This window comes from Proteiniphilum sp. X52, assembly GCF_003712195.1.
GTDB lineage: Bacteria > Bacteroidota > Bacteroidia > Bacteroidales > Dysgonomonadaceae > Proteiniphilum.
Map to the genome: position 1 here is coordinate 51,649 of NZ_RDSD01000021.1, position 26,523 is coordinate 78,171.

Genomic DNA, 26,523 nt, shown 5'->3' on the forward strand with positions numbered 1-26,523 from the left:
CAATAAAGTTGAATAAAAAATAGTACCTTTGCGTACTTAAAAAATCGATATATATAGACTTAATCAAATGATGAATTTTGTGGAAGAACTCCGTTGGCGTGGCATGATACACGAAATAATGCCCGGAACGGAAGAACAGTTATTGAGAGAGCGGACAGCGGGATACCTGGGGATCGACCCCACAGCCGATTCGTTACATATCGGCCACTTGGTGGGCGTAATGATGCTGAAGCATTTTCAACGCGCAGGCCACACTCCTATCGCACTGGTGGGCGGTGCCACCGGAATGATCGGCGATCCATCGATGAAATCGGCCGAACGTAATCTGCTGGACGAAGCGACATTGCGCCATAACCAGGAAGCCATAAAAAAACAACTGGCGAAATTCCTCGACTTCGAAAGTGAAATCCCCAACAGAGCCATCTTGGTGAATAACTACGACTGGATGAAAGACTATTCTTTTCTGAATTTCATCCGTGATATCGGCAAGCATCTCACCGTCAATTATATGATGGCCAAAGACTCTGTCAAGAAGAGGCTGAGCGGAGAATCGAGCGAGGGCATGTCGTTCACCGAGTTCTCTTATCAGCTGCTGCAAGGATACGACTACCTCCATCTCTACCGGGAGAAGGGATGCCGCCTCCAGTTGGGAGGTTCGGACCAGTGGGGCAATATCACTACCGGCACGGAGTTGATCCGCCGTGTAGAGGGGGGTGAGGCCTATGCATTGGTATGTCCGCTTATCACCAAGGCCGACGGGGGTAAGTTCGGCAAGACCGAGAGTGGCAATGTGTGGCTCGACCGTCGTTATACTTCACCTTATAAATTCTACCAGTTCTGGCTTAATGTAAGCGATGCCGACGCGGAAAAATATATCAAGATCTTCACTTCCCTCCCGAAGGAGGAAATAGAGGCATTGGTGGCAGCACAGCAAACAACCCCCCATCTTCGTCCATTACAAAAACGGTTGGCCGAAGAGATCACTGTGATGGTCCATTCGCGCGAAGATTATGAGATGGCTGTCAATGCTTCGGAGATACTGTTCGGCAGATCTACTTCACAAACGCTCCGTGCCATCGATGAAGAGACCTTCTTACAGGTATTTGAAGGAGTCCCCCAATTCATTCTTTCACATGAGAAACTGGCACAAGGGATCAAAGCAGTGGATCTGCTTACCGAAGAAGCCGCTGTTTTTCCCTCTAAAGGCGAGATGCGCAAGACCGTACAGTCGGGAGGTGTGATGATCAATAAGGAGAAGTTGGAATCATTCGACGAAACTATCGATCTCTCCCACCTTATCGGTGACAGATATATTCTTGCCCAACGGGGAAAAAAGAACTACTTCCTGTTGATTGCGGAATAGTGCCGGTGTGCGGGTTCTCTGAAAGGTGAGTCGTTGAAGGCAAGGTGATTTAGAGAAAACGTTCTCTATAAACCGACAAAGTGATTACCGATTCAATTGAAAAATAGCCGGAATTATTTGGAACGTTCCAAATAATATACTACTTTTGCACTGCTTTTCACGAAGCAGTTAAGGATTGTCCCATGGTGTAATGGTAGCACATCTGATTTTGGTTCAGCCAGTCTAGGTTCGAATCCTGGTGGGACAACAATCCGGAACAATGACAAAACCTTGGTGGATGCCAATATAGTATAAAATCACAGAGACTTAAAAACATTACTTTTCCCTTCTAGCTCTTTTCAGACATTTCTGGAAAGTGCGATATATTAATTCAATAAAAGAGTGGATGCTGCCAACAGGGTCATAAAAAATACCGGTTTCCTGTATGCCAAGATGGGGATAACCATGTTTGTGTCACTCTATACCACACGGTTATTACTCAGTTCATTGGGAGCTTCCGACTTCGGTATTTTTAATGTGGTGGGTGGTGCCATTGCCATGTTGGGTTTTTTGAATGCGGCCATGGCCGGCGCGACCCAACGCTTCATGAGCATTGCCGAAGGAGAAGGCAAGCCGGAGAAAAAGAAAATTATTTTCAATCTCAGCGTGGTATTGCATGTGCTTATTGCCATTCTACTTGGAATAATACTACTGATAGCAGGCTACTTTTTCTTCAATGGCATCTTAAATATTCCCGACGACAGGGTGTTTGCTGCCAAGGTAGTGTATGCCAGTATGGTTGTCAGCACAATGTTTACCGTGATGACCGTTCCCTATGAGGCCGTGCTGAACTCTCATGAGAACATGCTCTATTATGCCATCATAGGTGTCATAGAATCCTTTTTAAAGCTGGCGGTGGCTTTTGTCGTAGTGTATGCCCTCCAGGACAAGCTGATCGTATACGGTGTGTTGATGACGGTAATTTCGCTGCTGATCATGGCGGTCATGTGCATCTACTGTCACCGAAACTATGAGGAATGCACCATTGCGCCCCAACGCTATTGGGACAGGTTTCTCATGAGACAAATGACCCGATTTGCCGGGTGGAATCTGTTGAACAATGCCAGCAGGATGATTTCGCAATACGGGCTAAGTGTTGTGTTAAACAATTTTTTCGGGGCCATTCTTAATGCAGCGCAAGGTATTGCCAATCAGATATCCGGTCAGTTGATGGCCTTTTCCAACACGATGATAAAGGCAGTCTCCCCTGCCATTGCAAAAAGCGAGGGTGCGGGAGAGAGAGATAAAATGCTGAATGCGTCGTTGCTATCTGCCAAATACGGTTATTTATTATTCGCCATTTTCGCCGTGCCCTTTTTATTGGAGACCCCCTATATCCTCGATATATGGCTGGAGGAAGTTCCTGATTGGGCTGTGCTGTTTGTCAGGCTACAATTAATTCTTTTATTGGTCGAGCAGCTAACGCTCATGGTTGGCAGATCCGTGGAGGTGCAAGGAGACATAAAAGTTTATTTCGCGTTGCAATCGTTCCTGAATATATTGCCCATTGTCTTAACATATCTGTTTTTCTCTCTTGGTTTTCCACCGTACTACTTATATGTTATCTGGATTTTGGTAGGAGGCGTCATAAGTGGCGGCGTTTGCGTTTATTTTGCGAAGCTGAAATGCGGGCTTAAGATTTCCGATTTCATGCATAAGGTGTTCTATCCCTCTGTGATTCCCACCATAGGCATGTTGATGACAGGAGCCACACTTGTTTATTGGTTGCAAGAATCCTTTCCCCGTTTACTGTTTGTCACCGGAATGACCACCATTTCATTTGTCATTATAGTATATGTCACCATGGCACAAGAAGAGAAATCGATGATTGTCAACCTGATCAAGCTCTTAAAGAAAAGAATATTCAAATAGGGAAATGCCCCGCGAACAAATCCTTCCCATCGGCAAACGGTATTGCGTTTCTTCGAAGATTTGGCTTATCGTATCATAGAGTTTGTTTGTATTGTCCGGTACAGTTGATATTTTGATATGATTATTTTATTTCGGTATATTCGCAATGTAGCAAAAGATCAACTTGTAATTCAGGCTTTTATATTATAAAGCGAGAATCAATTACTCCTCAATTTGTCTGATCGACAACGACATCTCCACTTTTCTGTCTTTCATCTTCTTTTCATCATATTCATATTGAATGGTTGATATTTTAACTGATGGTATGTTGTCTTCGCAGTATTTCAGGGTTTTCACCAGGTCGACATAATTCCCCGATAAGATCAAGATAGCCGCATATAGCTTATAATCTCCCTCCATATCCAACAGTGCGGGCTCATACTGTTTTACCGAGACATTGTTCCCTTCACATGCCCGGCTGATCAATTCAACCAACCGTCCATTGCTGACAAGGTTTTGATTATGCACCGGCGCCGGTGTTGACACCGGTTTTTCCGACGCGGCCTGTTCCAGTTGTTCTTCCAGAGTCTGGATGTGTTTGTAATCTTTATGCAATTGGATGGTTTTGGAAAATGTACTTTTCCCCAGTATGATGGGCAAAAGTATGATCAATGCCGCCACCTTGATTATTCCGATGTAGTATTTCATAGTATTATATCTATTTCAAAATCATACGATCCGGTATCCTTCAGGTTGTTGATATTGATGATGTCAACTTTACTGAACAGCTTGTCTTCCTGCAAATATTGCGCGAACAGCAGAACCGTGCCGGCGATTCCCGCTTTCCCCCTGATGACAATCACATTGGTGGTGTTACTCCCGGTTTTTCCTCTCGCCGCAGGTGTCTTTTCAGGGAAAAAGACCATCGACGACAAACGGATATCCTTTGGCATATAGGACGCAATCCGGTCTGATATCAATGCGAGGGGATATGACTGGATCTTATTGTACTCACTGAACAAACGGTTGGTCTTTTCACGGTTTTCCGTCTCTATCTTATTTTTCTGAAGCCGGATATTATAAGTTGTTTCGCTGATGTCATATTTTTCCTTTATATTGGAAAATACCACATAATTGGCAAAAAGGAGCGCGAAGAAAAAGAGCAACATTGGCAGTTTGATCTTCTCGAATAGGCTGTCAAAGAAAAATGCCCGGAATTCTCTTGACTTCTTTATGAGGTCAAAACTCACTTTCTTTTCATAGAATTCCTGCAGCGCGACATACATATCGATATCCGTTTGCCTCGAAACTGTAGTGCCGGCAATATAAAGGCCTTTGGCTTCCGTCTCGTCAAGGTCGCCCCCCAGTGTTGATTTACGTATGAAATCAATTCTTCTATTTCCCCCTACCTCATGTGTCGTCCATAAGAGATTTTCATTTTCAACTATTTTTGAGATGGCATCGTTACCGGAAGCTTCATACTCCTTTGAACCCACGTCACTCCCGGTAATAAAAACTAGGGCAATCCCATTTTTTTTCTTCGTCCAGTCGAATTTTTCTTTGTCGATTTCCCGCAGGATAATCGCGGAATCCTTTAATGAATATCTGGCCGTGCTTGTTTTAGCAGAGGTAACGCCACCGCTTGCATTGAGTTCAAAGACTAAAATTTCACTCAATATGGGGGTAAGTAAGTTCATGCTATTGAATGATTATGGGTCTGATAAAAACGTTCAGTTTCTCCGATGACCTGACTTTGGTGGTGTTGCCAAAAAGCAGCCGTAAAACCGGAACCCGTGCAAGGAAAGGTAATCCTCGAGTTGAGGTGTCGGTAAGGTTTTTCTCAATTCCCCCCAACAACACCATCTCTTGATCTCTTACTTTTATAATGGAATTAAACCCTCTCTTTGTCATCCCGGGAGGAGCGTTTTCATCACTGCTCTCACGGACGGTAAATTCGGCCTGGTCTAAATTGATTTGAAGGGTGATTACACTGTCAAGGCTGACATAGGGTGTGATTTCCAGCACAAAATTGGCTTCCACATTTTTCCACAGGTATGACTCCGACTGGAGCGGGTTTTGTGTGCCTATGATGTTGATCTGGCTCTCTTTATAGTATTTGACTTCCCCGCTTTTCAACACCGCTTTATGCCCGTTCAAGGTCGATAATCTGGGAGTTGACCTTAAAACAATCTTCCCGGCATCCTCCAGGAATTTCAGGTCCGCATAGAAATTGGGAGTGACCCTACCCAGATTGATCGATCCGAAACCGTTAAACGAGTTGATGATCCTGTTCACGGAGGACGCGCTCATCGAGAAATCAATCCCGGGGCTTATTGTTCCCCTGCCCACCGATGGTTCATTTCCAACCCCCATGGATAAACCGATGGACTGCGATGTTTTATCGGTGGCGTCTACAATGATTACGTCAAAGGAAATCAAGGGGACACTCCTGTCGATTTCATTCAGGAAATTCATGATCCTTATCACCGAGCGCTGGTCTCCGTTGATGACCAGACTGTTTAAATCGGGAAAAGTAATGATTTCCACATTTGCTTTTAGTTCGGCAGGTATATATTCCGACACCTTGTCTACCGTCCGGTATTTCATCGGAAAAACCTGGACAGTGGATAAGGGCTCCCCTTCGGTATGGCTTCCTATGATATAGACGCCATTGTCGATCCGCCATGTGACGTTTGTTCCGGTAAAGAGGACATTCAGGAAAGTGCGCAGGTCCACCTCCTCCACATTGATATTGGTGGCATGTTCGAATTCGTTGGATAAAAAATAATTTACTCCCAACCGGTGAAACACATCAGGGATGATATCGCGCACATTCCCCGCGGTGATCTTTGCCGTGATCAACCCTAAACTGTCCACAATGATCTCATCAAAACTGAAAATATTACGCGCCGGTTCCGCCCCTTCCCCTTCAATTATGTATAGTGACCACGACCTATCCGACTGTCGCGCATATTGCAAGCCATTCACTGCCGCGATGGTCCGTACCGCTTCATCCATTCCCATGTTCATGCCATAGGCCGAAACACGTTGTCCATAAAGTGATTGGGGTATGATGATATTGCTTCCCGTGGCTTCCATGAACTTTTTGGTAACCTGTTCCAATTTGCAGTCGGAAAAGTCAAAAGTCACCTGTTCCCTTAACGGATCGTAGGCGAGATGGACAGGCGGATCTATTTCCGGTTCGTCATATGGGATTACGGAGAGTATGTTATCCATGACTTCTATCTCCAGACTTTTCTCCTTGCAGATAAAGAAGAGGATATCGATCACCGGAACCTGTTGGAGATTACAATTGATGAGCTTGTCCGGGCCGAAAGCAACATTTATACTTAAGTTTTGTGCTTTGGCCAGACTCCTGATCAGTTCCGAAACCGGAAAATTGGTCACAGAGACATCCACTTTCTCAGCATAACGGCTATCGGCATACGAGAGGCGTTGCAGTTTGCTTTTTAGTTGTGCCAACCGTGGGTCTTCATGGGATTGAGCCGGCAAGCTTACGGATATTCCTATCAACAGAATTAAAAAAGTAAGATACCTCTTCATACGGTCATTCTTTCTTTGTAGTGTATGAATCCTTCATTGTGCACTCATATCGTTTCACTTACAATTGGCAAAATCTCTTCCAGAGAAGTTTCTCCTTTACCAAACATTTCCAAGGCTGCGTCTTTTAATGTTTTGATATCATGCCGTTGCAAATATTCACCGATATCGGTTTCATTTTTTCTTATCAATTGTGACAGATACTTGTCGATCAGGATCACTTCATAAATTGCCTTCCTTCCCAAATAGCCGGTGTAATAGCATTTTTCACATCCCGTTTTTTCATAGTAGATGTTGTTGGAATCCAGCTTATACCCGGCGGTAAAAGATGCATCGGGATGGAACGTTTTTTTACAGTGGGGGCACAACAGGCGAATTAATCTTTGTGCAACACAAGCTATCAGGGTTTCGGAGATCAGGTAGGGATGTACCCCCATGTCTATCAGGCGGGTTATGCTTCCCCATGCGCTGTTAGTGTGGATAGTGGATAACAAGAGGTGTCCTGTCAGAGAGCTGCGTATGGCCATCTGCGCCGTATCCTGGTCGCGGATCTCCCCTAACATGATGATATCGGGATCCTGCCGGAGAAATGTACGCAAGGCGCTTCCGAAAGTCAGCCCGATCTCCTCTTTCAATTGCATCTGGTTAATTCCGGGAAGGATATACTCTACCGGGTCTTCAATGGTAAGGATATTGTTATCCTGCCGGTTCAATATACCTAACGTGGCATATAATGTGGTGCTTTTTCCCGATCCGGTAGGTCCGCTTATCAGGATAAGCCCGTTAGGTTGCATGATTGCCCTATGGTAGTCGGCATATTGTTTTTCATTAAATCCCAACCGGCTCAACGAAAGCAGGCCCTGGTCTTTAGACAGCAACCTGAGGACGATCTTTTCGCCGTAAATGGTTGGCATCACTGAAACACGCACATCAAACTTGAGGTTGTTCCTTTCAAACAGGATCCTTCCGTCCTGGGGTAACCGTTTTTCGGAGATATCAAGGTTGGAGAGTATCTTAATCCGGTTTATCAATGCCGGATAATCTGTTTTATTGATGATATACCGTTCTATCAATTTCCCGTCTATCCTGAAACGGACACGGCATTCTTTCTCATACGCCTCAAAATGGATATCACTCGACTTTAATGCATCGGCTTCCTCGATCAGTCTGCTCACAAAGTCAGAGTTGCCAATATTCAGAGACTGGGCATTTGAAGAAAATGTACGGTCCTGCCGGTAATAAAAACTCAACGCTTTATCCAGTTCCTGCGCGCCGACAGGATCGATTACCACATTCAAGTCATAAATGATGGCAATCTCCTGTATCGTTTTTTGATAATCCCTATTCTCATCCCCATAACATTTCAGGATGTTATTCTGCTGCATTTCAAAGGGGATGATCCGGTAATTCGTTGCCTCCTTGCTGGAGAATAACTGAATAAGTTCGGTTGGAATACGGGAGTTTACCATAAATTCCGGATTAACTGTTGATAGATAAACAGGACGCAAAGGCATACACCTATGCCTGAAATCAAGGGGACATTGGAATTACCTTTGCGAAGGAAGATATAAATGCCCCACATCAATAAGGTAGCGAGGCAAGAAACCAGCATGAAAATGAGAAATGACCGGGGTGTGAAAAATGGTGTCAAAAACAGGACAAAGAGAATGTCGCCTTTTCCCATGACGGACTGAACCGATTTATATTTCAACAAAAAGTATGAATAGACACCCAGTCCGATCCACAGGGATAAGAATATATTTATTGCAAGGTTTACGCATGTCGGCCTTAATCCGTTTTCTGTCAAGCTGATTATCAGCATGGTTGCTCCAAACAACAACAGTTGCCACAAAACAACGGTTCTGCTTTTATAATCAGACAGGATCATCAGCACCAATGGTATCAGGATAACCACTTGCATATTCAGTCCTTTTCTATCTCTCTCAGGTGTTTGTCCTGGTCGATCTCCCACACATTGAATTTACCGTCCCTGTCGAAATCTACCACGGCAATTGCCTGTGCTCTATACCCATTCTCATTAGCCTCAATAATTTCAATCCTGTAGTTGGCTGTGCCCTCCTCAGTGACAAGCCGTTGTTGCTCAAATCCCAGCTCATCGAGGGAGAGCGAGTATTTTGAATGCATATAAAAATAGCTTTGTTGCAACGAATGTAAAAACACCAGTTGCTGCTGAGCTTCCACACTCTTTGCCTTCGAGATAAGGGGCATAAGGTTTGGCAGGGCAATCAATACCAGAATGCCGATAATTACCAAAACCACCAAAAGCTCAGGCATGGAAAAAGCATTCAACCTTTTGGCATTAAGACGTGAGTTGAATAATTTTCTCATAGCACAATCGAATTTATGGGTCATTCGTTATCTCTTCGCCGGCTATATTAAATTGTAATATTCCCTTGCATTGTTCCAGATGGGTTGCTGAATACTATTGTATAAATTCCTGATGGTAAATTTACAAGGGAAATGGTAAGTGTGGATGGAGTGGAAGTATCTACCGAGGTGTCATATACAATCCCTTGTGAGCCCCTAATAGTCAGATATAATACACCCACATCATTCTGAAAAAGAACGGTAAGGATCTTATCCTGCAGCTCAACAATAATCGGATCAGTGCCCGAACGAAGCCCCCTTTTTATAAAACTACCATATAAATCAATGGAACTACTACTCTGCGTCGCGGTTATTTCATTGTCTACCGCATGAGAGGTTGTCCCTAAGGAGACGGGAATAAATAATATCCCGGCAAACACCAATAAAAAAAATGAATGTTTCATCGTGATAAAATTTTTCAGTTTGTTTGAAATTTCCCCACAAATCTAAAGGAAATAAAAAGACTGGCCAATAAGCTGGAAAGGCATATAAGTCGTTTAACTTTTGCAAAATATTAAACAGCTCATATGCTGCTATTTACAAAAAAGAGATATAAGTTTAACAGGAATTAATTAAGATGTTTCAGAACTCGCAACCCACGATTTTTATCATAAAGATGTTTCAGAAACAAACAAAAATCAGCACCAGGCTTTTGTAAACCCATTTTTTGCCGAATGCGGGTACGCGACATATTCACGGTATTCACGCTTTGGTTAATAAGAGGTGCGATTATCTTACTGGGTAATCCGGCATATGACAACAGGCATACTTTTAATTCGGTGTCAGAAAATTGTGGGTAGCTATTTCTTATAAAATGGGATAAACCGGGATACAGTTCGTCTATTATTTCTACTAACGAATTCCATAGTGACCTGTTATTTTTTCCGTACACGATTTCCTCGAATTTGGCCATTGTTATTTTTGTATCCATCATTTCAAAAGGTTCCAATTCCGACTTTAGTAAAAATGATTTGAGAAGAACATTAAATTTCCATAGTAAAGTTTCCCTGAGTTGTTTTTCATGCCTTGATACTGAGGTTTCACGTTTTTGAAGATCATTTGTCGTTTTATTTAATGTTTGCATGGCATTTTGTAAGCTTATCATTTGGTTTTTCTGCCTCACTACTTGTCGTAGCAGAAAAACACTAAGAAGACTGAGTAGCAAAAAAAGTGATAATATAATAATTATAATACGCTGCCGTTGCAGCAACAGGAGGTCATACAAGTTTCGTTGCTTTATATAGTCGTATTTTTGTTGCACCTCATAGATGGATTGCTGAAATCTTTCCTCGTTGATTTTCTCAACTATTTCGTTTCTTTTTTGCTGATAATCAAAAGCCATCTCATATCTGTGGTTGGTTTTGGCATCTCCGGCCAATAAATTATACGCGCTTGCCTTAAAGTACAGATCGGTTGAGGTATCCACTGTCTGTTTTAATTTGTTTATAAAAAATGCGAGTGAATCCAATTGGCCTGTATCTCGGTATAGTTTTGATAAATTTAAGTAATAGTGAGGCAGATCGTTGTCATTAAGGCTAAGTCTGATAGATCGGTGTAGAAATTCACCAGCTTCTTTATTTTGGTTTGTTTCAGAATATGCGACACTCAGATTTTGAGCCAATAAGCTTTGAAGCTGTCTGTCATTTATTGATTCGGCTATTTCCAGTCCTCTAAAAAAGTAGATGAATGCACTGTCCTGCTCCCCTAATAACATAAACATTTGTCCTATTGCGCTAAAACAATGAGTTTGCTGGTTTTTCATATCTTCGGGGAACTGGCCATAGAAATTTTTTGCTTGTTGGTAATTATACAAAGCTTTGGCATATAAACCGTGTTCCGATAACAATTCACCGGTATTATACATTATCAATCCTTTTAGAGCTGTATCATTGGTCAGAGCGGCAAACGTTCCTGCATCTTTATAATTCAACATAGCTTGATTGAGATTGCCTTGTTCCCGGTAAACGCAACCACTGTAAAAAGAGGCCAATGCTGCCAGTTCGTTTTTTTTGGCACGCATAGTAAAGTAGTCTCTCGCCTTAAAGATAAGTGTATCCTCGTTTATCGGTAAATAGTTTTTATATCGTGCCTGTACCCGTACCACGCAATAACGCATATAATCTTCATCATTGAAACTTCTCTCCGGATATAAAATAGAGTCGATCAAAACCATAGCTTTATCGGGATGATCATTCATCAGTTGTTCCGCTTTTACCAGCAATATAGAGGCATGGGATTGGGAATCATCACAGCAAATCGTGATGATTCCCAATAACAAAATACATGAGGCATACAGTGCAGTTTTCATACAATTGAAGATTTGAGTGCAAAATACAAAAAAAAATAGAAATTCAAAAAAACTGAACTCTTTGGAGAGCAAAGGATTGCGGAAGTCTCAATGTATTGTCTGACCGAGTTTGAACATCGGCACATACATCGCGATAAGGATGAAGGCCACGAGTATTCCGATACCCAATATCAGTAGTGGTTCCAACACATTGCCCAGTTGCTTCAGCTTATACTCAAGTTCCATGGTGATATCGGCGGCTTGGTGAAAAAGCATCTTGTCCAACGTATTGGTTTCTTCTCCCACTTTTATCAATGCAACCAGTTTTTTGCCGTAGATATCTTCATACCTGCCAAGGTTCTCGCCGAAGGAACCTCCCTCTATTATTTTTCCGGCAATATTGCCAAACGACACGCTGAAAGGATAAAAACGGATGATATCCTCAAGCATCTGCAGTGACCTCAATAAGGGAATATTGGAGCTGATCAACAGGTGCGTAAGCTGGCAAAATTGCGACTGGTAATACATTCTTATAAGATCCCCGGCAAAAGGTAGACTAAGTAATACCTTAGCAGTGATTTGCCGGTACTTTTGACTTTTCCCATAAAAATGCCTGAGTGCAAAAAACAGGATGATAATGATGGCTATAATGGCAAAAAAGGCAGGAGTTGAACTGGACAATGTGATAATAAAACGGGTGATCCCTGGCAATTCGCCCCCCATACGGGAGTATACCTGTTCGAACATCGGGACCACGACGAGGATCATAAATGTAACCACAAGTACAGCCACCACCATGATAATCAGGGGATAACTCAACGCGCCTGTGAGTATCCTCCGCTGCTCGTTTTTCTTTTTGTAATAGCTATTCAGAAACTCCAGGGATTGGTCGAGCCTGCCGGTTTCTTCCCCGATCCTGATAACCCCGCAATCAAGGTCTGAAAAACTCCCGCTTTTCTTTATAGCAACCCAAAGTTCATTGCCGGATACGATGTCATTATACACGCGTCGTAATATTTTGGATTCGTCCTCACTTCCATTTTCTATAAGCAACTCGAAAGACCGGCTGAAACTCAATCCTGATTTCAGCAGGGAGTACAACTGGGAGAAAAAAAGATATTTTTTCTTGTCCGAAAAACGATCTATTTTACCGGAAATCTTCATGGTCATCATCACTGTTCAAGTAAGCGTAACGATTGGAGGGCAAGCCATACTCCAACCAAACGGTATCCCTGGCATTTACTACACAATTTATAAAAAGGGAATCTATATGATCTCCATTCTCCAACAATGGAGAGGTATGGCAATCAATATAGCCTGCAAACAAAGTATCTGTCATCCTCTGAGATTTCAACAGAAAAAAAGTAGCACCGATAGTTACCGAGTCAGATACCCTACTTTCCCGATAAAAAAGAAGTTGGTCACCTCTTTTGATTATACTGTCCGCATTTTCCACAAGGTGCTCCATGAACCGGTGGCTGTAGAGCACGGTCTGGTTGGCCGAGATACGGTTATTTACAATATTACTGAATCTCTTTATGATATCGACCCCGTCGAACACCAACAGGAAAATGATGCCGGAAATAATCATGGTAAGCAAAAGCTCCACCAATGTACTTGCTTTTATCCGTTTCCTCAATATGTTTCCACCTTTACCCATAAACCTATTCGTTTGCATATAGGAAATGGTACCCTACCGATTGTCCGTTTTCAATTTCAGAAACCATATAAATTATAAAAACATCGCCTTTATAGGGAGAGACGGAGACTCTTACCTTGCCCCACGGGAAAGAATAGTGTTTTTCATGTACATTTGCATCAATACCTTCTTTTTCAATCATGCGCTGGCACTTTTTCATGTCATTCTCGATAATGAGATAATTCGGTTGCCTGTTTTCATATACGAGGAGATTGGTCATGGAATGCATGGCTATGATAAATATGATCATAAAGACAATGGACGAGACAATCGTCTCCAGCAACGAGGTGGCCTGCAGTTTCCGATTCAATTGTTTCATGGCGGCATGTTTATTCCGCGAACAGTTCCATGTCCAACCCCTGCCGGCGCACGACAATCTTGTCCGCTGTAATGCTCACAACATAGAAATCACCGACCCTTTCCCTTGCGCTCACCATTATTGTCTCTCCTGCCAGATCCAATAGGCCGTAAGATTTCTTTCCCGCCTTTAAAATGCCTTTGAATTTAAAGGCGGGACCCTGCACCAGTTCGGGTTCCTGCGGGTAAAACTCAATACCGGGGTTGCCGGACTCTTCTTCCCCGGACACGTTCTTCCCTACGGTATCTTTCAAAAAAGGATCGTCATAGTTTAGCAACAACACCACACTATCCGGTTTATGGACAACAGGCAGGGGGCGTGTTGTTTGAGCCACGATTTCTTCTTTTTTAAAGGCTTTAACCAGCCTCCAAGTGATGGTTCCCCAGATTATTATGGCTGTGGCAAACAACAGGTATGTCGCGATCTTTTTATTTTTCATCTTTCTTAATTTCAAATGAACGGGTTATTTTTTTTGATTTGTAGCCGTAGTTATAACCATAAATCGACCATTGGTACTTACCTCCGGACAAGGATAACTCAACCCGGGTAGTATCCGTAATTGTATCGTACAGGGATGAGCCCCCGTCAAAAGAAGGCGATGCGACTTCAATATGATATTTCTCTGCTCCCTCCATCCGGTCCCATGCGAAAAGGACTTTTTCCCCCTCAAAAAATGTCCCGGTAACCGGTGATATTACTGCCACCTGTTCACCGGATATGTCTTTCAGGAAAATATCCTCGCATCCGGCAAGGAAAAGGCAAAAAAGTAAACAATATAAAATTAATTTTGTCCTCATAGCTGTATTTCCTTTATCATTAATAAATCGATTTTATTTCTTTACGCGTGTACTCTCCCGATAGAAAAATCGGGTAGGCTATATTGTCATTACGGGATATTCGGGTATTGTACAATGTTCCCGCGTATACATTCCGGTTGGATGTGAAAAAGCAATCTTTCAGGTAGACGGCGCCCGAAATTTCCCCGCGGAAATTGGTCGTGCCGTCCACATACAACAATCCCCTTAGAAGGGATTTTCCCGACTGCCTGTAACTGGGAAACAGCAACTCCTCGTCCCTTATCCTTCCCAGAATGATTACATACCCGTTAATTTCACTGTTATCGGACAACGACACATAGGGATAGTCAATTTCCGCATCCAGGTATATACCCGAAGGATACTGGAGGGTGACATTCTCTCCAACCAGTACCGAATCGCTGCAAAAGACCTGCATGCTTCCTGTAAACCCTTCTTCGATAGTCACTTTCCGTGCGATGATAATCGCTTCATTAATTTTTGAAGAAGCCGTTATTTTTAATTCATCGGCAAACAGAACCGCATTTCCCCGAAGTACAATTTCGTCCCTGTTTTCTGAAATATTAAAATAATGAGTCGATTCATGGAAACTGTAGTAAGTTTGGGTAATTGCAGGAAGTTCATTAGACCGGTCCCGGTATCCTTTCAGGCTCTCCGGAAATACCAGGGTGGTTGAATCGATGGGAGGCAATTGTGCTCCGGCAATATCAAGACGGGTATAGGGAATTTCTTCCCCTTTATAGTATTCCCCATCTATTTCGGTATAATTAATCCCGTTAAGTGGAATAAATATCTTACCCCTGATTTCGGTTTCCCCGGAGAGGGACAATGCCCTGTTCCTGTCGCACAGCCAAAGGGCAGCCCGGTGATCGCACTCCTGTTTTTTCCCTAATAGTCGTGTCGAGGAAAAATTACCGTTATGGGAAGACACACGCAAAGATTCGTAGAATCCCCATTGTTGTGAAAAAAAACTGACGGTAGACGCACTGTCTGTTTCGTATAATTGGAATGTTTTCTCTTTGTTATACTCCGTTATAAAAGTGCTGTCATTACTATACAGGACAACGGCCGAATTCAGGTTCTCCCGTTGTTGCTTTTTGTAATGGTAGGATGAATAGTGGAGGAAATTCATGTCCCACAATGAATACACAAAGAGGACAACAAGCAATATCAATACCGATATCACCATCACCACCGGCAGGGTAGCTGCACTTAATTGGCTTTTCCAGTTTAGCATTTTTTCTTGAATTAACTAACTGGACAGGTTTGCTAATAATTAATTTTCATAAGATCTGTGTACTTATAATTTCCTATTATTCTCTATTGTACTACTAATTTAGTTCTCAAGGATATACATCATTCTTCTTTTCATTATCCAAGTTTTATAAAATCACCAACTTCTGAAACTGACGAACACCGTGGCCATCAGGTTCGAAACGCTGATTTTCTCATCCGATTTGTAGTTTTGTCCTTCCACGTTCAGGCTCTCGATTGTCCCCATGACATACGAAAGCTTAAGCCCTACACCTGTTTTGGCACTTAACTTATATTCGCCCGCTATTCCGGCGTTTATTCCAACGGTTGTTTTGCGGCCGTTTACGTTTACTCCGCTGAGGTTCATATCACTGTTGAAGAAAAGCGGGCCGATGCCGAAATGGGTTACCAACAGAAACTTTTCCGATTCATTGCGCGCGACAAACGAAGGGCCTACATAAAGAAAGCTCTGTGTTTCCTTGTAATTCACGCTCCGGTCTATTCCCAGAAGGGTGATGTTGTCGCCCGAAGTGTTTGCCGAACAATAATTGGCATTCAGTCCAAGTCCCCAACTCTCCTTGAAGAAGTATTGGCCATCGGCATCGATGGTGAAACCGTGACGGAGCTTCTTGTTCATGTCGTCGATTTTGGAATCGCCGGTTTTGGCAACTTTCCCCAACCGGTAAGCATACCCCCCGCCAATGGCAAAGCGGAAATCCTTGTAATTACCCGGAGTTTGGTGCTCCACTTCATAAGGTGTTGCCTGCTGTGCTGTTGCGGACGAAACGGCCGATGCGCAAATAAAGGCGGCCGCAAGTGCCATAAAATAAAATTGTTTCATAAAATAGTTGTTTTTAAAAGTGTTTATTGGATGAATAAAAATCTTTCAACATCTTGAAAGACAGTGATATGGGAGACCAGAAAGCTACCCCGCCGCCGCGGGATAGCTGATTATTTTTACTTGCTTGGTTATGAACTATCCGGTATCGTTTTCATATCGTTGTTTTTAAAAGATTTGCTTTAAAATTTATTGCTGTTTATCAGTTTATTATAATTATGGCATCCGATTTGGAGCATTACCTTTTATAGGTCTATTAAACAAAATTTTTGAATTATTTACTGGATTTTTGCCAGATAAATACTTGACAATATATGTTTGTCCTATTTGAATTGTGTCATACCCTTCTTTCGAGATGTTTTCTATCATATTATATCTTACTGAATCTATAAGACATTCAAACCGAACATAATAAGATGAGGATGCAGACTTTTTTGAGGTTTTGCCATATCCTTTTCCAATAATAAGACCTATTGCATTTTCTCCATATTGTAAGATTTTAACCTGATGATTAGAATGATATAATCCCCAGATAATAATTATAATTCCACATATCAATAATCCGTAAAAACTGAACTTTATGTAGTAACGCTCACGTTTTTTCTTTTTTTTGTAATCGAATTCTTCCATCTAGTTAAAACTTTAGCCTTTTGAGTATATTGTATAATCGACCATAATCCATATAGTGGTAAAAGTTTGTAATAGGTTTTGCTCCATTAATGGGATTAGGTATATGGGTATAAACTGATACGACCCCGTTTTTGTGGGCATAAACATTTATTGAATTTAAATCATATCCATTTGAAAAATCACCCATAGAACTACCTGCCATATCTTGACTGGATAATGAGTTTAAATTTGTTCCAATATCATGTACACTCTCGCCTAAATTTGTGCCTAAATTATCAATGGCTTTCATCATATTTTTCTCTGCTATTCCCGTATACATCTTGAATCCGGCATATTGAGACAGACCATAAGTTAGACCACCGAGTGTACCAAAGGCTCCTCCTGTCAATGTCCTATTAAGTATTTGATTCCATTCTCCATATAAAATACCTTTACCCAATCCTTCAGTTAATCCTGAAGCAGCCCCACTTATACCGCTATTAATAGATATGTTTGAAATAGCTTTACCCCAATTTCCCTTTATTCCAAGGTTCGTGGTTATTTTATCTGAAAATCCACTAGCATTCAGTCCTTTGAAAGTTCCATATGAAACGGTACTTGTAGCTACACCAAGTAAAGCCTCTTTACCTATTGCACTCCAACTTAAATCTTTCAGTCCGTTAGTGCCATCTAATTGTTTAATCGCAGAGTTTGCTGCTCCTGTTAATGCTCCTCCAACGGTTATTCCTAAGGCGGGGTTCACGATCATTAAAGCACCTGATCCTGCGCCAACACCAAAAGCAGCTAAACCTTCGGCAAAGTTATTGATGTTATTCCAATTGGAAATAAGATTGATTGTCCCTCCCCACAAAGCAGCATCAATTAGTGTTCCGATTCCGGGTAAGAAAAATGAAAATATAAACTCCCCATCCTCATCCACATACACCAGCGGATTGTTCAAACAATAACTATACGGTTGAAGTTCTGCGTGAAATCCGGCATCTGCACATACGGGTCGGGCGATAAGAATCTGCCCAGAGCAGGGTCATACAACCGGGCGTTCATGTTGATTAAGCCGAACAAGGACATGTGCTCATGGCCGGTGTAGCCCCGCCCAAGGAACAGCGCCGGTTCGCTTCCCGGAGCGTAAGCCGCCTGAGTGGCGGGATCCCTAAGCCGCCCCCAGGCGTCGTAACTCAATTCCTGTTTCGCAATTTTGCAGAATTCCTCCTCGTTCGGCATAGCTCAAGCAAGCTTGACTCTGCGCTCACTCGTTCGGCATTTCAAAGAGCCGTCGGCATTATACGTAAATGTACAGTACTTATATTTTACGAAATGCTATTGGTACGCTTGTAATCCGTCTGACCGCCCAAAGCGGTCAGACGGGTGGAAAAACTACCCCGCCACTACGGGATAGCTCTTTGTTTTTCTTTTTATTTGCCATTAGGAGCATTATTTTGATTGGGAGTATTACTTTCTAAATAAATTTGCTTTAATAATTCTTCATAATGCTTGATACTTTTCGGTTTGAATCCAAATTTTAAGAAGACCCCTGAGATATGAGGAAAGAACAAAACTTTTTTCAATTCGTCATTTAAAATCTCAATGATATAGAAATAAAAGAAATGTCTTTTTATCCTTTTTATCTCAGAATTCTTGAATACTTTCCTTTTTCTACAATCTTGTATTATTGTTATTTCTTCATTATAAAAAACATCCCGTAGTTTTAGTAATGGAAGAAGAATAATCTGTATAATTAGAAAAAAAATAAATCCCACTAAAAAAGGCATCATTTTCTCTACGTTAACCATATTTATTATTACTCCTATACAACATACGATAATAATACATATATTGAACAACGGCAAAATATATTTATATAAGAAAGTAACTCTGCTTGAAAGTCTTTTCATTGCAATACATAAGATTATAATTAGTATATAAAACCTAATTTTAGAGATCCAGAAGCACCCCATCCCAAAGCAATTTTTCCGGAAAGATCTAAGCCAAAAAATCCACTTCTAAAACTCCAATCATCATAAAAGTTAAAGGTTGCTCCGAATATTCCAAATGCTCCAACTTCAATTGTATGAGTTTTAAATGGATATTGGAGAGAAGACAAATCAATAGATTGACTATAATTAACTCCGGCATAGTAACTTGCCCCCAAATCCAACAATTTCCTTATACTTCCATCTCCTTCAAAATAAAAATTAGGCGCTTCTTTATTACTGAGATTGCCTTCTATTAAAATATCATGAACCGGTGAAATATTTATTCCAATACCTTTATCTAAAGAAACTGCTATTTGTACTCCATAGGAAATCTCGCCTTGAGCTGATGTGTAAAAGTGATCTTTCATCCAATTTTTAATTGATTTTTTTGAATTATATTCATTCCTAACCTGAATAATCGCATTTTCCACCCCTTTCTCCGGCTTACTATAATCATATTGTGGATAATACATGTTCGATTTCCCACTATGATGGTACCCCATACCCGGTCCTTTATCTTTGCCATAACCAACCATCGGTTGTGGTTGACCTGCTTTTCCGGCTGATATACCACCATACATTCCCGATCCATCCGTATTTGAGCCAAAATGGGCAACAAATTCGTCCGGTTTACCCCATTTCCAAGGCAGCCAGTTCCATTTTAATGGATTTCCCTGATTTTCTTTTGGTGTATTGTCATGAGCTACTTTTAAATATGTAAAACCTACAATAATCCCAACTATAAGCCACGGTAACTCCCCATTCTGATCAATATATACCAACAGGTTGTTCATCGCGTAAGTATATCAATTGAAGTTTTGGATCATAAACGGGAATTATATCTGGCATCTATCGTTATAAAGAGTGGTGTTCAGCCTCTCTATCGATCAATCTTTTCCATCTTTGAAAAATTTGAACTTCCTTTTCATAGCCTTCAACAACTCCCCCGTAAAAATACTCATCATTCAAAATATCGGGAAATCCAACGTCATTCATGTCACACTCATTGTTGAAATTTATTTTCCGTTTTATCCAATATTTTGACGGCATATCATCCGTTACTTCAAATAAAGTAGCCGGGTAAAACATGGGATGTTGATAAGACACCCCATCATAGATATCACTACAAATTAGATAACACGGATGATTGAACAGAATAAAAACAGCATACACCGTGTACTCTTTTCCAATAGTCAGTTCAGCAAATTTCATCTCTTCATTCCAATTATATTGAACAAAGAAATCTTTCGGAGTGTATTTCCCCGTGTTATATACGCATTTTACTCTCATCTCTATTTAAATTTAAATCCTGTATTTACATTGGTTCTTGGATTATGCCAATAATGAATGGTAATATTTTTATTGGTGTTCAAATCCAAATGATAATGTTCTATTTTTTGCCATCCCTGCCAGTTCGGGTCTTTAATTCTATCCTGCATAATCTGGTATCTTTTTCTGTTTTATCACTTAATCTAACTAACATAAATTCGTGCATGTCAACAGCTCCACCGAGCATGTATCCCCACGTCTTTCCTGAACTATAATCCCATTGTGTTTTTAAATTTTGTTACATAATCCTTTAATTCATATTCTTCGCCTTGCAGGATTCGATATACGAATATTTTTTCACCTTTGACATATAAAACTGTATTTGTCAAAAGGGTACAAGATAATATGTATTTTGGTTTTTTTTCCAAGACACGTTTGATTGCAATAGTTGCTTTTTTTGTATATTTTCTCGAATAAGAAGGATAAAATCTGCCAACTATATCCAATCTATCTTCAGAGAAAAAGACATAAAATGTCGGATTAAACTTTTTATCATGACAATAAATGTTAAAATCGTACTCGAAATCTTCCACCAATAAATAATTATCGGTATCTAGTTTAGTCGTATCTATACCGACATTAAGAACAAACCTCATATTCTGGTTTTTAATCCCTTCTTTTATTACCTTATACCTTCTTTCAATTGTATCATCGCTCAACTGCCCAAATGCATGCATTGAATATCGAACAATAGGATCTTTAATGTTATCAATATAACTTACGGAATCCAATTGGTTATACTTCTCTTCAATTAATGTGAGATGCGATTGGGCTTTCACAAAATGAAAAGTCAACATAATTAATAGAAATGATATTATAAATTTTATTTTTTTCATAACTTTTTATCAATTTACGGTAACTTCATTCCATAAACGCGCCAAATAACAAAATGAGATCTATTCTCAAGATTTGTGTATTTAAAACTTCCTATTCTCAGTTGAACAACTACTTTATTGGAATAATATTTATAGAACGAATATTATTCGCATGGTACAAAATTCCACATGTACATGACTCTACTCTCAGTCAATCTCCCGGAAGTGAATGCTTCCGAGAGACTATTTATTAGCAAAAGAATCAAAAACATCTAAATATTTAATTGGTATAACTTTACCCTTAACGAGTCTTGTCAATGATAAAAACCTTCAGTGTTTTTAAATTTTGCCACATAATCATTCAATTCATATTCTTCACTTTGCAGGACTCTATATACGAATATCTTGTCATCTTTGACGTATAAAACAGTATTGGGTAAATGTTGACAATGTAACATATATTTTGGCCTTTTTTTCAAAATACTTTTGATCGCATTTTTTATTTTTTTTGAAAATTTTTTTGAAAAAGTCGGATAAACATCGCCGTATATATCCAATCTATCTTCTGTGAAAAATACATAGTATGTGGGATTGAACTTTCTATCATGACAATAAATATTAAAATCGTATTCGAAGCCTTCTACCAATAAATAATTATCGGTATATAGTTTAGTCGTATCTATATCGACATTCAAGACAAACCTAATATTCTGATCTTTTATTCCATTTTTTATTATGTTATATTCCCTATTAATCTCCTCATCAATAGGTTCACCATAGGCATGTATTGAAGACCGAATAACGGCATCTTTCAAATTGTTTAGATACTTTAGTGAATCCAATTGATCATACTTCTCTTCAATTAATGGAAGATGCGATTGAGCTTTCATATATTGAAAAGTACATACAACTAATAAAAATGATATTATAAATTTTAATTTTTCCATGATTATTTATTAATATAGAGTTACTTCATTCCGCTAACTTCCCATGTTTTGAAATAATTGGTTTTTACAAGATCTATGTATTTATAACTTCCTATTCTCAATTGTACTACTACTTTGTTGGAATAGTATTTTATAGAACGAATATTATCCGAGTGGTACAAACTTCCATGTTTCATATGGACTGTCACCATATTACCAGAATCATTAATAGATTGCATAGCACTAGAATTTTCAAGTTGTGCAGGATTGAATCTTTTTGCATAAAGATTATCATTTATCAAGTTGTCATATTCACCTAATTTCATTGTAACACCCCGATTGTCAATATAGTTAGTACACTTTACGTATTCATCATAAGAAAGGTTTCCTTCAAAATGCTTGTCAAGTTCTGCCATCGTTGTAGGGACGCAGTCATTCAAATTACTGGACCCAGCTCTTGGAGTTTTAAAATCGACTACAGTATGAGGTTTCTCGGCATTGATAAATGACCATTGTCCTCTCCCGTGTTTGACATCATTACCCCACCAGACATTCTTTCCTTGCTTGAGTGCTTCCTTTCCACTGGCAATACCTCCTCCAATTGCACCGGTAATAGCACCATTTATGGCCCCGGAGATTGTACTTGATTTCCAGTTGTTGAGGAAATTATTTCCACTCATTAGATTATTTCCACCATTTAGGAGAAAACTGCTACCTGCACCAAGTACAGATCCGGATAATGCTCCAATTCCAGCTCCTGCTGCGACTCCAACCGCCTTAAAAGTAGCGGCGGCCCATGCTCCTCCTGCAGCTGACAATGCTCCAACACCAGCCCCAACGCCAAAGTATCCTAGTCCTTTCCAGAAGTTTCCATCTATATTTTTCCAATTGGAAAGCAAATTAATTGTACCTCCTACAATAGCTCCGATAATAAGATGGATAAATTCCCCATCTTGATCTACATACATCAAAGGATTGTTCAAGGCATAGCTGTAACGGTTGAAATTCTGCGTGAAATCTGGGGCCTGTACATACGGATCAGGACTTAAAAAACGTCCAAGAGCCGGATCATACAACCGGGCGTTCATGTTGATTAAGCCGAACCAGGGCAGGTGCTCATGGCCGGTGTAGCCCCGCCCAAGGAACAGCGCCGGCTCGCTTCCCGGAGCGTAAACCGCCTGCGTAGAGGGATCCCTGAGCCGCCCCCAGGCGTCGTAACTCAATTCCTGTTTCAAAGAACCATCCGCATTGGCTATATGGGTGATACTGCCCAAATAGTCCCTGCAAATATAATAAATTTTCCACACACCGGCTTCTTTTACATATACAGCAGGCGCGGAATAAGCATCACCACCCAGGTACAGCCTTTCGGTGTTCGAGGGTGCATCCAGCTCATACTGTCCCCCTATGTAATAACGTGTCAGAACGGGCGTGGTCCCGTTGGCCACGTACATTTTCACCCGGCCTCCCTCCGCATTGTATGTGAACGAGGCGCTCAAGCCATTCTCATCTATTCGTGACGGGCGATGGAACGAGGTGTACGCCACGCTCTGGTTGCGCAACGGCACTGCTGTTCCTTCCGGACTGAGCATGGTTAGCTGGTATGGCTTGGCGGTGTTGCCGTAGGTCATGGTGCCGACACCCTCTATCCGCGTTATGTTGCCGTTTGCCGCATAGGTGATTGACTTTCCGGCGGCGCTTGTCAGACGGTTCAGGTTGTCATAGGAGAAATTTTCAGTTTTGCTGTACTTGTTATCTGCCCTGCTTAACAGATTACCTTTTTCCACATCGAAGTTGTAGGTGAAGTTCTGGATACTGCCGGCCGTCCTGCCGGTAGGGATTCCGAAGGCGTCATATGAATAACTCCTGCTCATGCTTCCCGTGGCCGCTCCTGTGGGTTGTCCCAGCGCATTCTCGGCGGTCAGTTTCCAGATGGTGGTTGAACCATTGAGCTTTATTTCCGTGTTATGCCCGTGGGCATACATGAAATATTCGGTTCCCAGCGCGCCACTCTGTGCCGAATATTGAATCGCGGTCACATTACCGCCACTGTAGGCATATGTCTTTTGCAACCACTTGCCGTCGGGAACGGTCTCCTTTTCCGTCAGTATCCTGTCATAAGCATCGTAAGTGTACGCTTTGGAAGTGCCGTTTGTCGAGGTCGCGTTTGCCAACAATCCATCGGCATTATACGCATATGTGGTGGTAAATTCCCCTGTATGTTGCATACCGGTAATACGGTCGTACTTGTCAAATACAGATATGGTCGTCCCCTTGGGGTTGGTCTCGGTAATTGTCAATACTCCATCTGATGCGTAATCATAGTAAGATGTATGTCGTCCCGCACTCGGGTCCGCAAGCGCTGTCTGTCTTCCGAAAGCGTCATACTCGAATGAGGTGACCACGCCTCCCGGCGCTGTGATGGCCGAGGGTTGACCGTCGGCACGCAGGGTATATGTGATCGTGCCTCCCGGATCCGACACACTTGCCATTGCTCCCGAGGCATCCATTGTTCTTGTGATAGCAATGCCGTTCTTCGTTTCAGTTGAACTCAACCCGGAATAGCTCCATGTGGTGATTTTCCCGGAAGCCTGGGTCAGCCTTGTCGGACGGTCGTACCCATCATAAGTATAGCTGTTCCACCGCTCGGCTGAGGTACCCCTGAAAGGAAGTGAAGTCCTGCTGACTTGTCCTTGTGTATTGTATTCGGTGTCCACATACTGCCACTGCCCGTCGAACCGCCGGTTGCCGGTACGTATTTCGCGGCCAAGAGCATCGTAATGGATGATCTCATCCGGTTTGCCGGTTGAAGTATTGGAAAGGGTGTACAATCCCTTGCCACCCCATGCGAAAGCCGTGGTTTCAGTCACCCCCTCGGGGTGCGCAATGGAGGTCACCCGTCCCCATGGGTCATAACTGTTTGTAGTGGCTCTGTTCTTGTAGTCCTTGACGATTCCGGGATTACCGTAGGGATTATAGTCGGAATAAGTGGTTGTTTGTGACAGATCATTAGTCACTGATGCAATATATTTTCCAGACGCATCATAGGTATACGTTTGGCCTATAAACGTGGTTACGTAATATGGAGCTGATTTTTTAGAACTGATATTCCAGTTGGCGTCATAAGTCCAACGTGTTTCACTTGTTTTATTGGTCCCACTCGTCCCTATATAGGTAATTAGAGAAAGAGGTAGCCGGACTTCGTTGTAAGTGTAGGTCTCCTTGTTGATCCACGACGAGCCTCCGCGCGTGTTGGTTACCGTTTTGGCTACAGGTTGACCAATCAGGTAGATGCTACCGGAAGTGGAGTTGTAGTAAGTCTGGTCGGTAACCCTGGTTATCCCTCCACCATAATTGACGGTCTCCTTTGTGACGTTCCCGTATGTGTCATGCGCATAAGCGGAAGTCACGGTCTGGTTGGTGAGCTTGTCCAAAGAGGAACTGTTCGTAAGCCGGACCTTGGCGATCTTGTTGTATTGCACGCTTACCGACCATGTGTGGGTGATTTTGGCGGTGGGTGACTCATCCACCTTTAAAATGCCAAAATTGTACGGGTCGTATTCCCGCATGTAGGAACGTTCACGGATGTTGTCTATCGTGAAAACCCTTCCGAACCCGCAGAAACCGCGCCCCTGCTTGTGGATGACGGCATTCTCATAGCGGTATTCCATATTTTCAGTACGAATCCCGTTCACGTACTGCTCCCTGCCGACCGGCACGGAGAAGGGACCCTGGAAGTTCTCATAGGGGTAAACCGCACCGGAACCTTTGGCATAATAGTAATCCGCCTCGTTAAGCATCCGGTAATGGTTCTTGCTCACCACACCCAGGCTGTTCACCGATCCGGTGAGTTGTTTCTCCTTCGTGTCGTTGCGGGGGTAAGAAAACCGCGTGACTTTGCCGTCCTTCAAGGCGACCAATTGGTGGAAATAGTTGCGGCTGTTGATATCCGTGGGCACCAAAACGGAACCAATATGATTGAACGATGTGTAGGAGTCGGTTGTGTAGGAGGCGCCGGGTCTTGTCAAATAGGTGAAAAACCCCGATTTCCCTGAAGTGATGATCACATCCGTGAGTCCATCGCTGTTCACATCCTGCAATATGATCTGATCCGAACCGCCTTTGGAGGTGATCGACGTGGAAACCCTTTCAAACTGTCCATCGCCCGTCGCGTAATAGATTGCCCAGTCAGATATTGCCGACTTGGTCGTCAACAGGAAGTCGGGCTTGCCATCGCCATTGAACTCTCCTATTAATAACTCCCTGCCTTCAAGGGTCGATTTTTTAAGTGCGGCGTATGAGGAGACCTGCCTTACAGAATAGGTGGAACCCGTGACATCGAACGTGTAAATATACGTGCCGTTGTCATTGATCAGGCAGATGTCGGTTTTGCCGTC

The 26,523-nt window shown here is 42.0% G+C and carries 26 protein-coding genes and 1 tRNA gene; 3 read left to right on the top strand and 24 right to left on the bottom strand.

Annotated elements, in window-relative coordinates; genetic code table 11:
• Positions 1–70 precede the first annotated feature (70 nt).
• The 3 genes from tyrS (at position 71) to D7D25_RS14310 (ending at position 3,274) form a co-directional block, all read left to right on the top strand.
• Positions 71–1,363 (top strand): tyrosine--tRNA ligase, encoded by a 1,293-nt coding sequence (tyrS, locus tag D7D25_RS14300; RefSeq protein ID WP_122969645.1) that lies wholly within the window; start codon positions 71–73, stop codon positions 1,361–1,363.
• Between the two features lie 176 nt (positions 1,364–1,539).
• A tRNA-Gln gene (locus D7D25_RS14305) sits at positions 1,540–1,610 on the top strand.
• A 134-nt stretch (positions 1,611–1,744) separates the two neighbouring features.
• Complete coding sequence (locus D7D25_RS14310; RefSeq protein ID WP_122969621.1) at positions 1,745–3,274, top strand: oligosaccharide flippase family protein; 1,530 nt, start codon at positions 1,745–1,747, stop codon at positions 3,272–3,274.
• Between the two features lie 201 nt (positions 3,275–3,475).
• On the opposite strand, the gene D7D25_RS14315 is transcribed toward D7D25_RS14310, so the two are convergent.
• From D7D25_RS14315 to D7D25_RS14425, 24 genes are all read right to left on the bottom strand, one after another.
• Complete coding sequence (locus D7D25_RS14315) at positions 3,476–3,961, bottom strand: hypothetical protein (protein WP_122969622.1); 486 nt, start codon at positions 3,959–3,961, stop codon at positions 3,476–3,478.
• Positions 3,958–4,950: a hypothetical protein gene (locus D7D25_RS14320; RefSeq protein ID WP_122969623.1), complete on the bottom strand. Its 993-nt coding sequence runs from the start codon at positions 4,948–4,950 to the stop codon at positions 3,958–3,960. Before D7D25_RS14320 ends, D7D25_RS14315 begins: the two co-directional genes overlap by 4 nt.
• Before the next feature lies 1 nt (position 4,951).
• On the bottom strand, positions 4,952–6,817 hold the full coding sequence (locus tag D7D25_RS14325) for a type II secretion system protein GspD (protein WP_122969624.1): 1,866 nt from the start codon (positions 6,815–6,817) through the stop codon (positions 4,952–4,954).
• 44 nt (positions 6,818–6,861) lie between these two features.
• Positions 6,862–8,283, bottom strand: coding sequence for a GspE/PulE family protein (locus tag D7D25_RS14330; protein ID WP_122969625.1), 1,422 nt, complete (start codon positions 8,281–8,283; stop codon positions 6,862–6,864).
• Positions 8,277–8,735, bottom strand: coding sequence for a hypothetical protein (locus tag D7D25_RS14335; protein WP_122969626.1), 459 nt, complete (start codon positions 8,733–8,735; stop codon positions 8,277–8,279). Before D7D25_RS14335 ends, D7D25_RS14330 begins: the two co-directional genes overlap by 7 nt.
• A gap of 2 nt (positions 8,736–8,737) precedes the next feature.
• Positions 8,738–9,163, bottom strand: coding sequence for a type IV pilin protein (locus tag D7D25_RS14340; RefSeq protein ID WP_122969646.1), 426 nt, complete (start codon positions 9,161–9,163; stop codon positions 8,738–8,740).
• 47 nt (positions 9,164–9,210) lie between these two features.
• Positions 9,211–9,606, bottom strand: coding sequence for a DUF3244 domain-containing protein (locus D7D25_RS14345; RefSeq protein WP_122969627.1), 396 nt, complete (start codon positions 9,604–9,606; stop codon positions 9,211–9,213).
• 164 nt (positions 9,607–9,770) lie between these two features.
• Positions 9,771–11,510 carry a hypothetical protein gene (locus D7D25_RS14350; RefSeq protein WP_148038945.1) on the bottom strand — a complete coding sequence of 580 codons (1,740 nt, stop codon included), beginning with the start codon at positions 11,508–11,510 and terminating at the stop codon, positions 9,771–9,773.
• An 87-nt stretch (positions 11,511–11,597) separates the two neighbouring features.
• A complete protein-coding gene (locus tag D7D25_RS14355) occupies positions 11,598–12,662 on the bottom strand; it encodes a type II secretion system F family protein (protein ID WP_255417326.1) in 1,065 nt (354 codons plus the stop codon).
• Positions 12,637–13,149, bottom strand: coding sequence for a hypothetical protein (locus D7D25_RS14360; RefSeq protein WP_148038946.1), 513 nt, complete (start codon positions 13,147–13,149; stop codon positions 12,637–12,639). The genes D7D25_RS14355 and D7D25_RS14360 overlap by 26 nt, the downstream gene beginning before the upstream one ends.
• 4 nt (positions 13,150–13,153) lie before the next feature.
• Positions 13,154–13,507 carry a hypothetical protein gene (locus tag D7D25_RS14365; RefSeq protein ID WP_122969630.1) on the bottom strand — a complete coding sequence of 118 codons (354 nt, stop codon included), beginning with the start codon at positions 13,505–13,507 and terminating at the stop codon, positions 13,154–13,156.
• A 10-nt stretch (positions 13,508–13,517) separates the two neighbouring features.
• Positions 13,518–13,985, bottom strand: coding sequence for a hypothetical protein (locus D7D25_RS14370; protein WP_122969631.1), 468 nt, complete (start codon positions 13,983–13,985; stop codon positions 13,518–13,520).
• Positions 13,975–14,343: a hypothetical protein gene (locus D7D25_RS14375; protein WP_122969632.1), complete on the bottom strand. Its 369-nt coding sequence runs from the start codon at positions 14,341–14,343 to the stop codon at positions 13,975–13,977. Before D7D25_RS14375 ends, D7D25_RS14370 begins: the two co-directional genes overlap by 11 nt.
• A 19-nt stretch (positions 14,344–14,362) precedes the next feature.
• Positions 14,363–15,598, bottom strand: a complete 1,236-nt coding sequence (locus tag D7D25_RS14380) for a hypothetical protein (RefSeq protein WP_122969633.1) — start codon at positions 15,596–15,598, stop codon at positions 14,363–14,365.
• A 153-nt stretch (positions 15,599–15,751) separates the two neighbouring features.
• Positions 15,752–16,456: an outer membrane beta-barrel protein gene (locus D7D25_RS14385; protein ID WP_122969634.1), complete on the bottom strand. Its 705-nt coding sequence runs from the start codon at positions 16,454–16,456 to the stop codon at positions 15,752–15,754.
• A 213-nt stretch (positions 16,457–16,669) separates the two neighbouring features.
• Positions 16,670–17,083 (bottom strand): hypothetical protein, encoded by a 414-nt coding sequence (locus tag D7D25_RS14390; RefSeq protein WP_122969635.1) that lies wholly within the window; start codon positions 17,081–17,083, stop codon positions 16,670–16,672.
• Positions 17,084–17,087: 4 nt separating this feature from the next.
• A complete protein-coding gene (locus D7D25_RS14395; protein WP_255417327.1) occupies positions 17,088–18,023 on the bottom strand; it encodes a hypothetical protein in 936 nt (311 codons plus the stop codon).
• Positions 18,020–18,304 carry an RHS repeat domain-containing protein gene (locus D7D25_RS18595; protein ID WP_255417328.1) on the bottom strand — a complete coding sequence of 95 codons (285 nt, stop codon included), beginning with the start codon at positions 18,302–18,304 and terminating at the stop codon, positions 18,020–18,022. The genes D7D25_RS14395 and D7D25_RS18595 overlap by 4 nt, the downstream gene beginning before the upstream one ends.
• A 191-nt stretch (positions 18,305–18,495) precedes the next feature.
• Positions 18,496–18,873 carry a hypothetical protein gene (locus tag D7D25_RS14400; protein ID WP_122969636.1) on the bottom strand — a complete coding sequence of 126 codons (378 nt, stop codon included), beginning with the start codon at positions 18,871–18,873 and terminating at the stop codon, positions 18,496–18,498.
• 122 nt (positions 18,874–18,995) lie between these two features.
• Complete coding sequence (locus D7D25_RS14405) at positions 18,996–19,850, bottom strand: hypothetical protein (protein ID WP_122969637.1); 855 nt, start codon at positions 19,848–19,850, stop codon at positions 18,996–18,998.
• Between the two features lie 61 nt (positions 19,851–19,911).
• Positions 19,912–20,346 (bottom strand): hypothetical protein, encoded by a 435-nt coding sequence (locus D7D25_RS14410; RefSeq protein ID WP_122969638.1) that lies wholly within the window; start codon positions 20,344–20,346, stop codon positions 19,912–19,914.
• A 248-nt stretch (positions 20,347–20,594) separates the two neighbouring features.
• Complete coding sequence (locus D7D25_RS14415; RefSeq protein ID WP_122969639.1) at positions 20,595–21,221, bottom strand: hypothetical protein; 627 nt, start codon at positions 21,219–21,221, stop codon at positions 20,595–20,597.
• A 293-nt stretch (positions 21,222–21,514) separates the two neighbouring features.
• Positions 21,515–22,147 carry a hypothetical protein gene (locus D7D25_RS14420; protein WP_122969640.1) on the bottom strand — a complete coding sequence of 211 codons (633 nt, stop codon included), beginning with the start codon at positions 22,145–22,147 and terminating at the stop codon, positions 21,515–21,517.
• A gap of 20 nt (positions 22,148–22,167) precedes the next feature.
• Positions 22,168–26,523 (bottom strand): RHS repeat-associated core domain-containing protein (locus D7D25_RS14425; protein WP_185140267.1); only part of this gene is annotated, 4,356 nt, incomplete at its 5' end.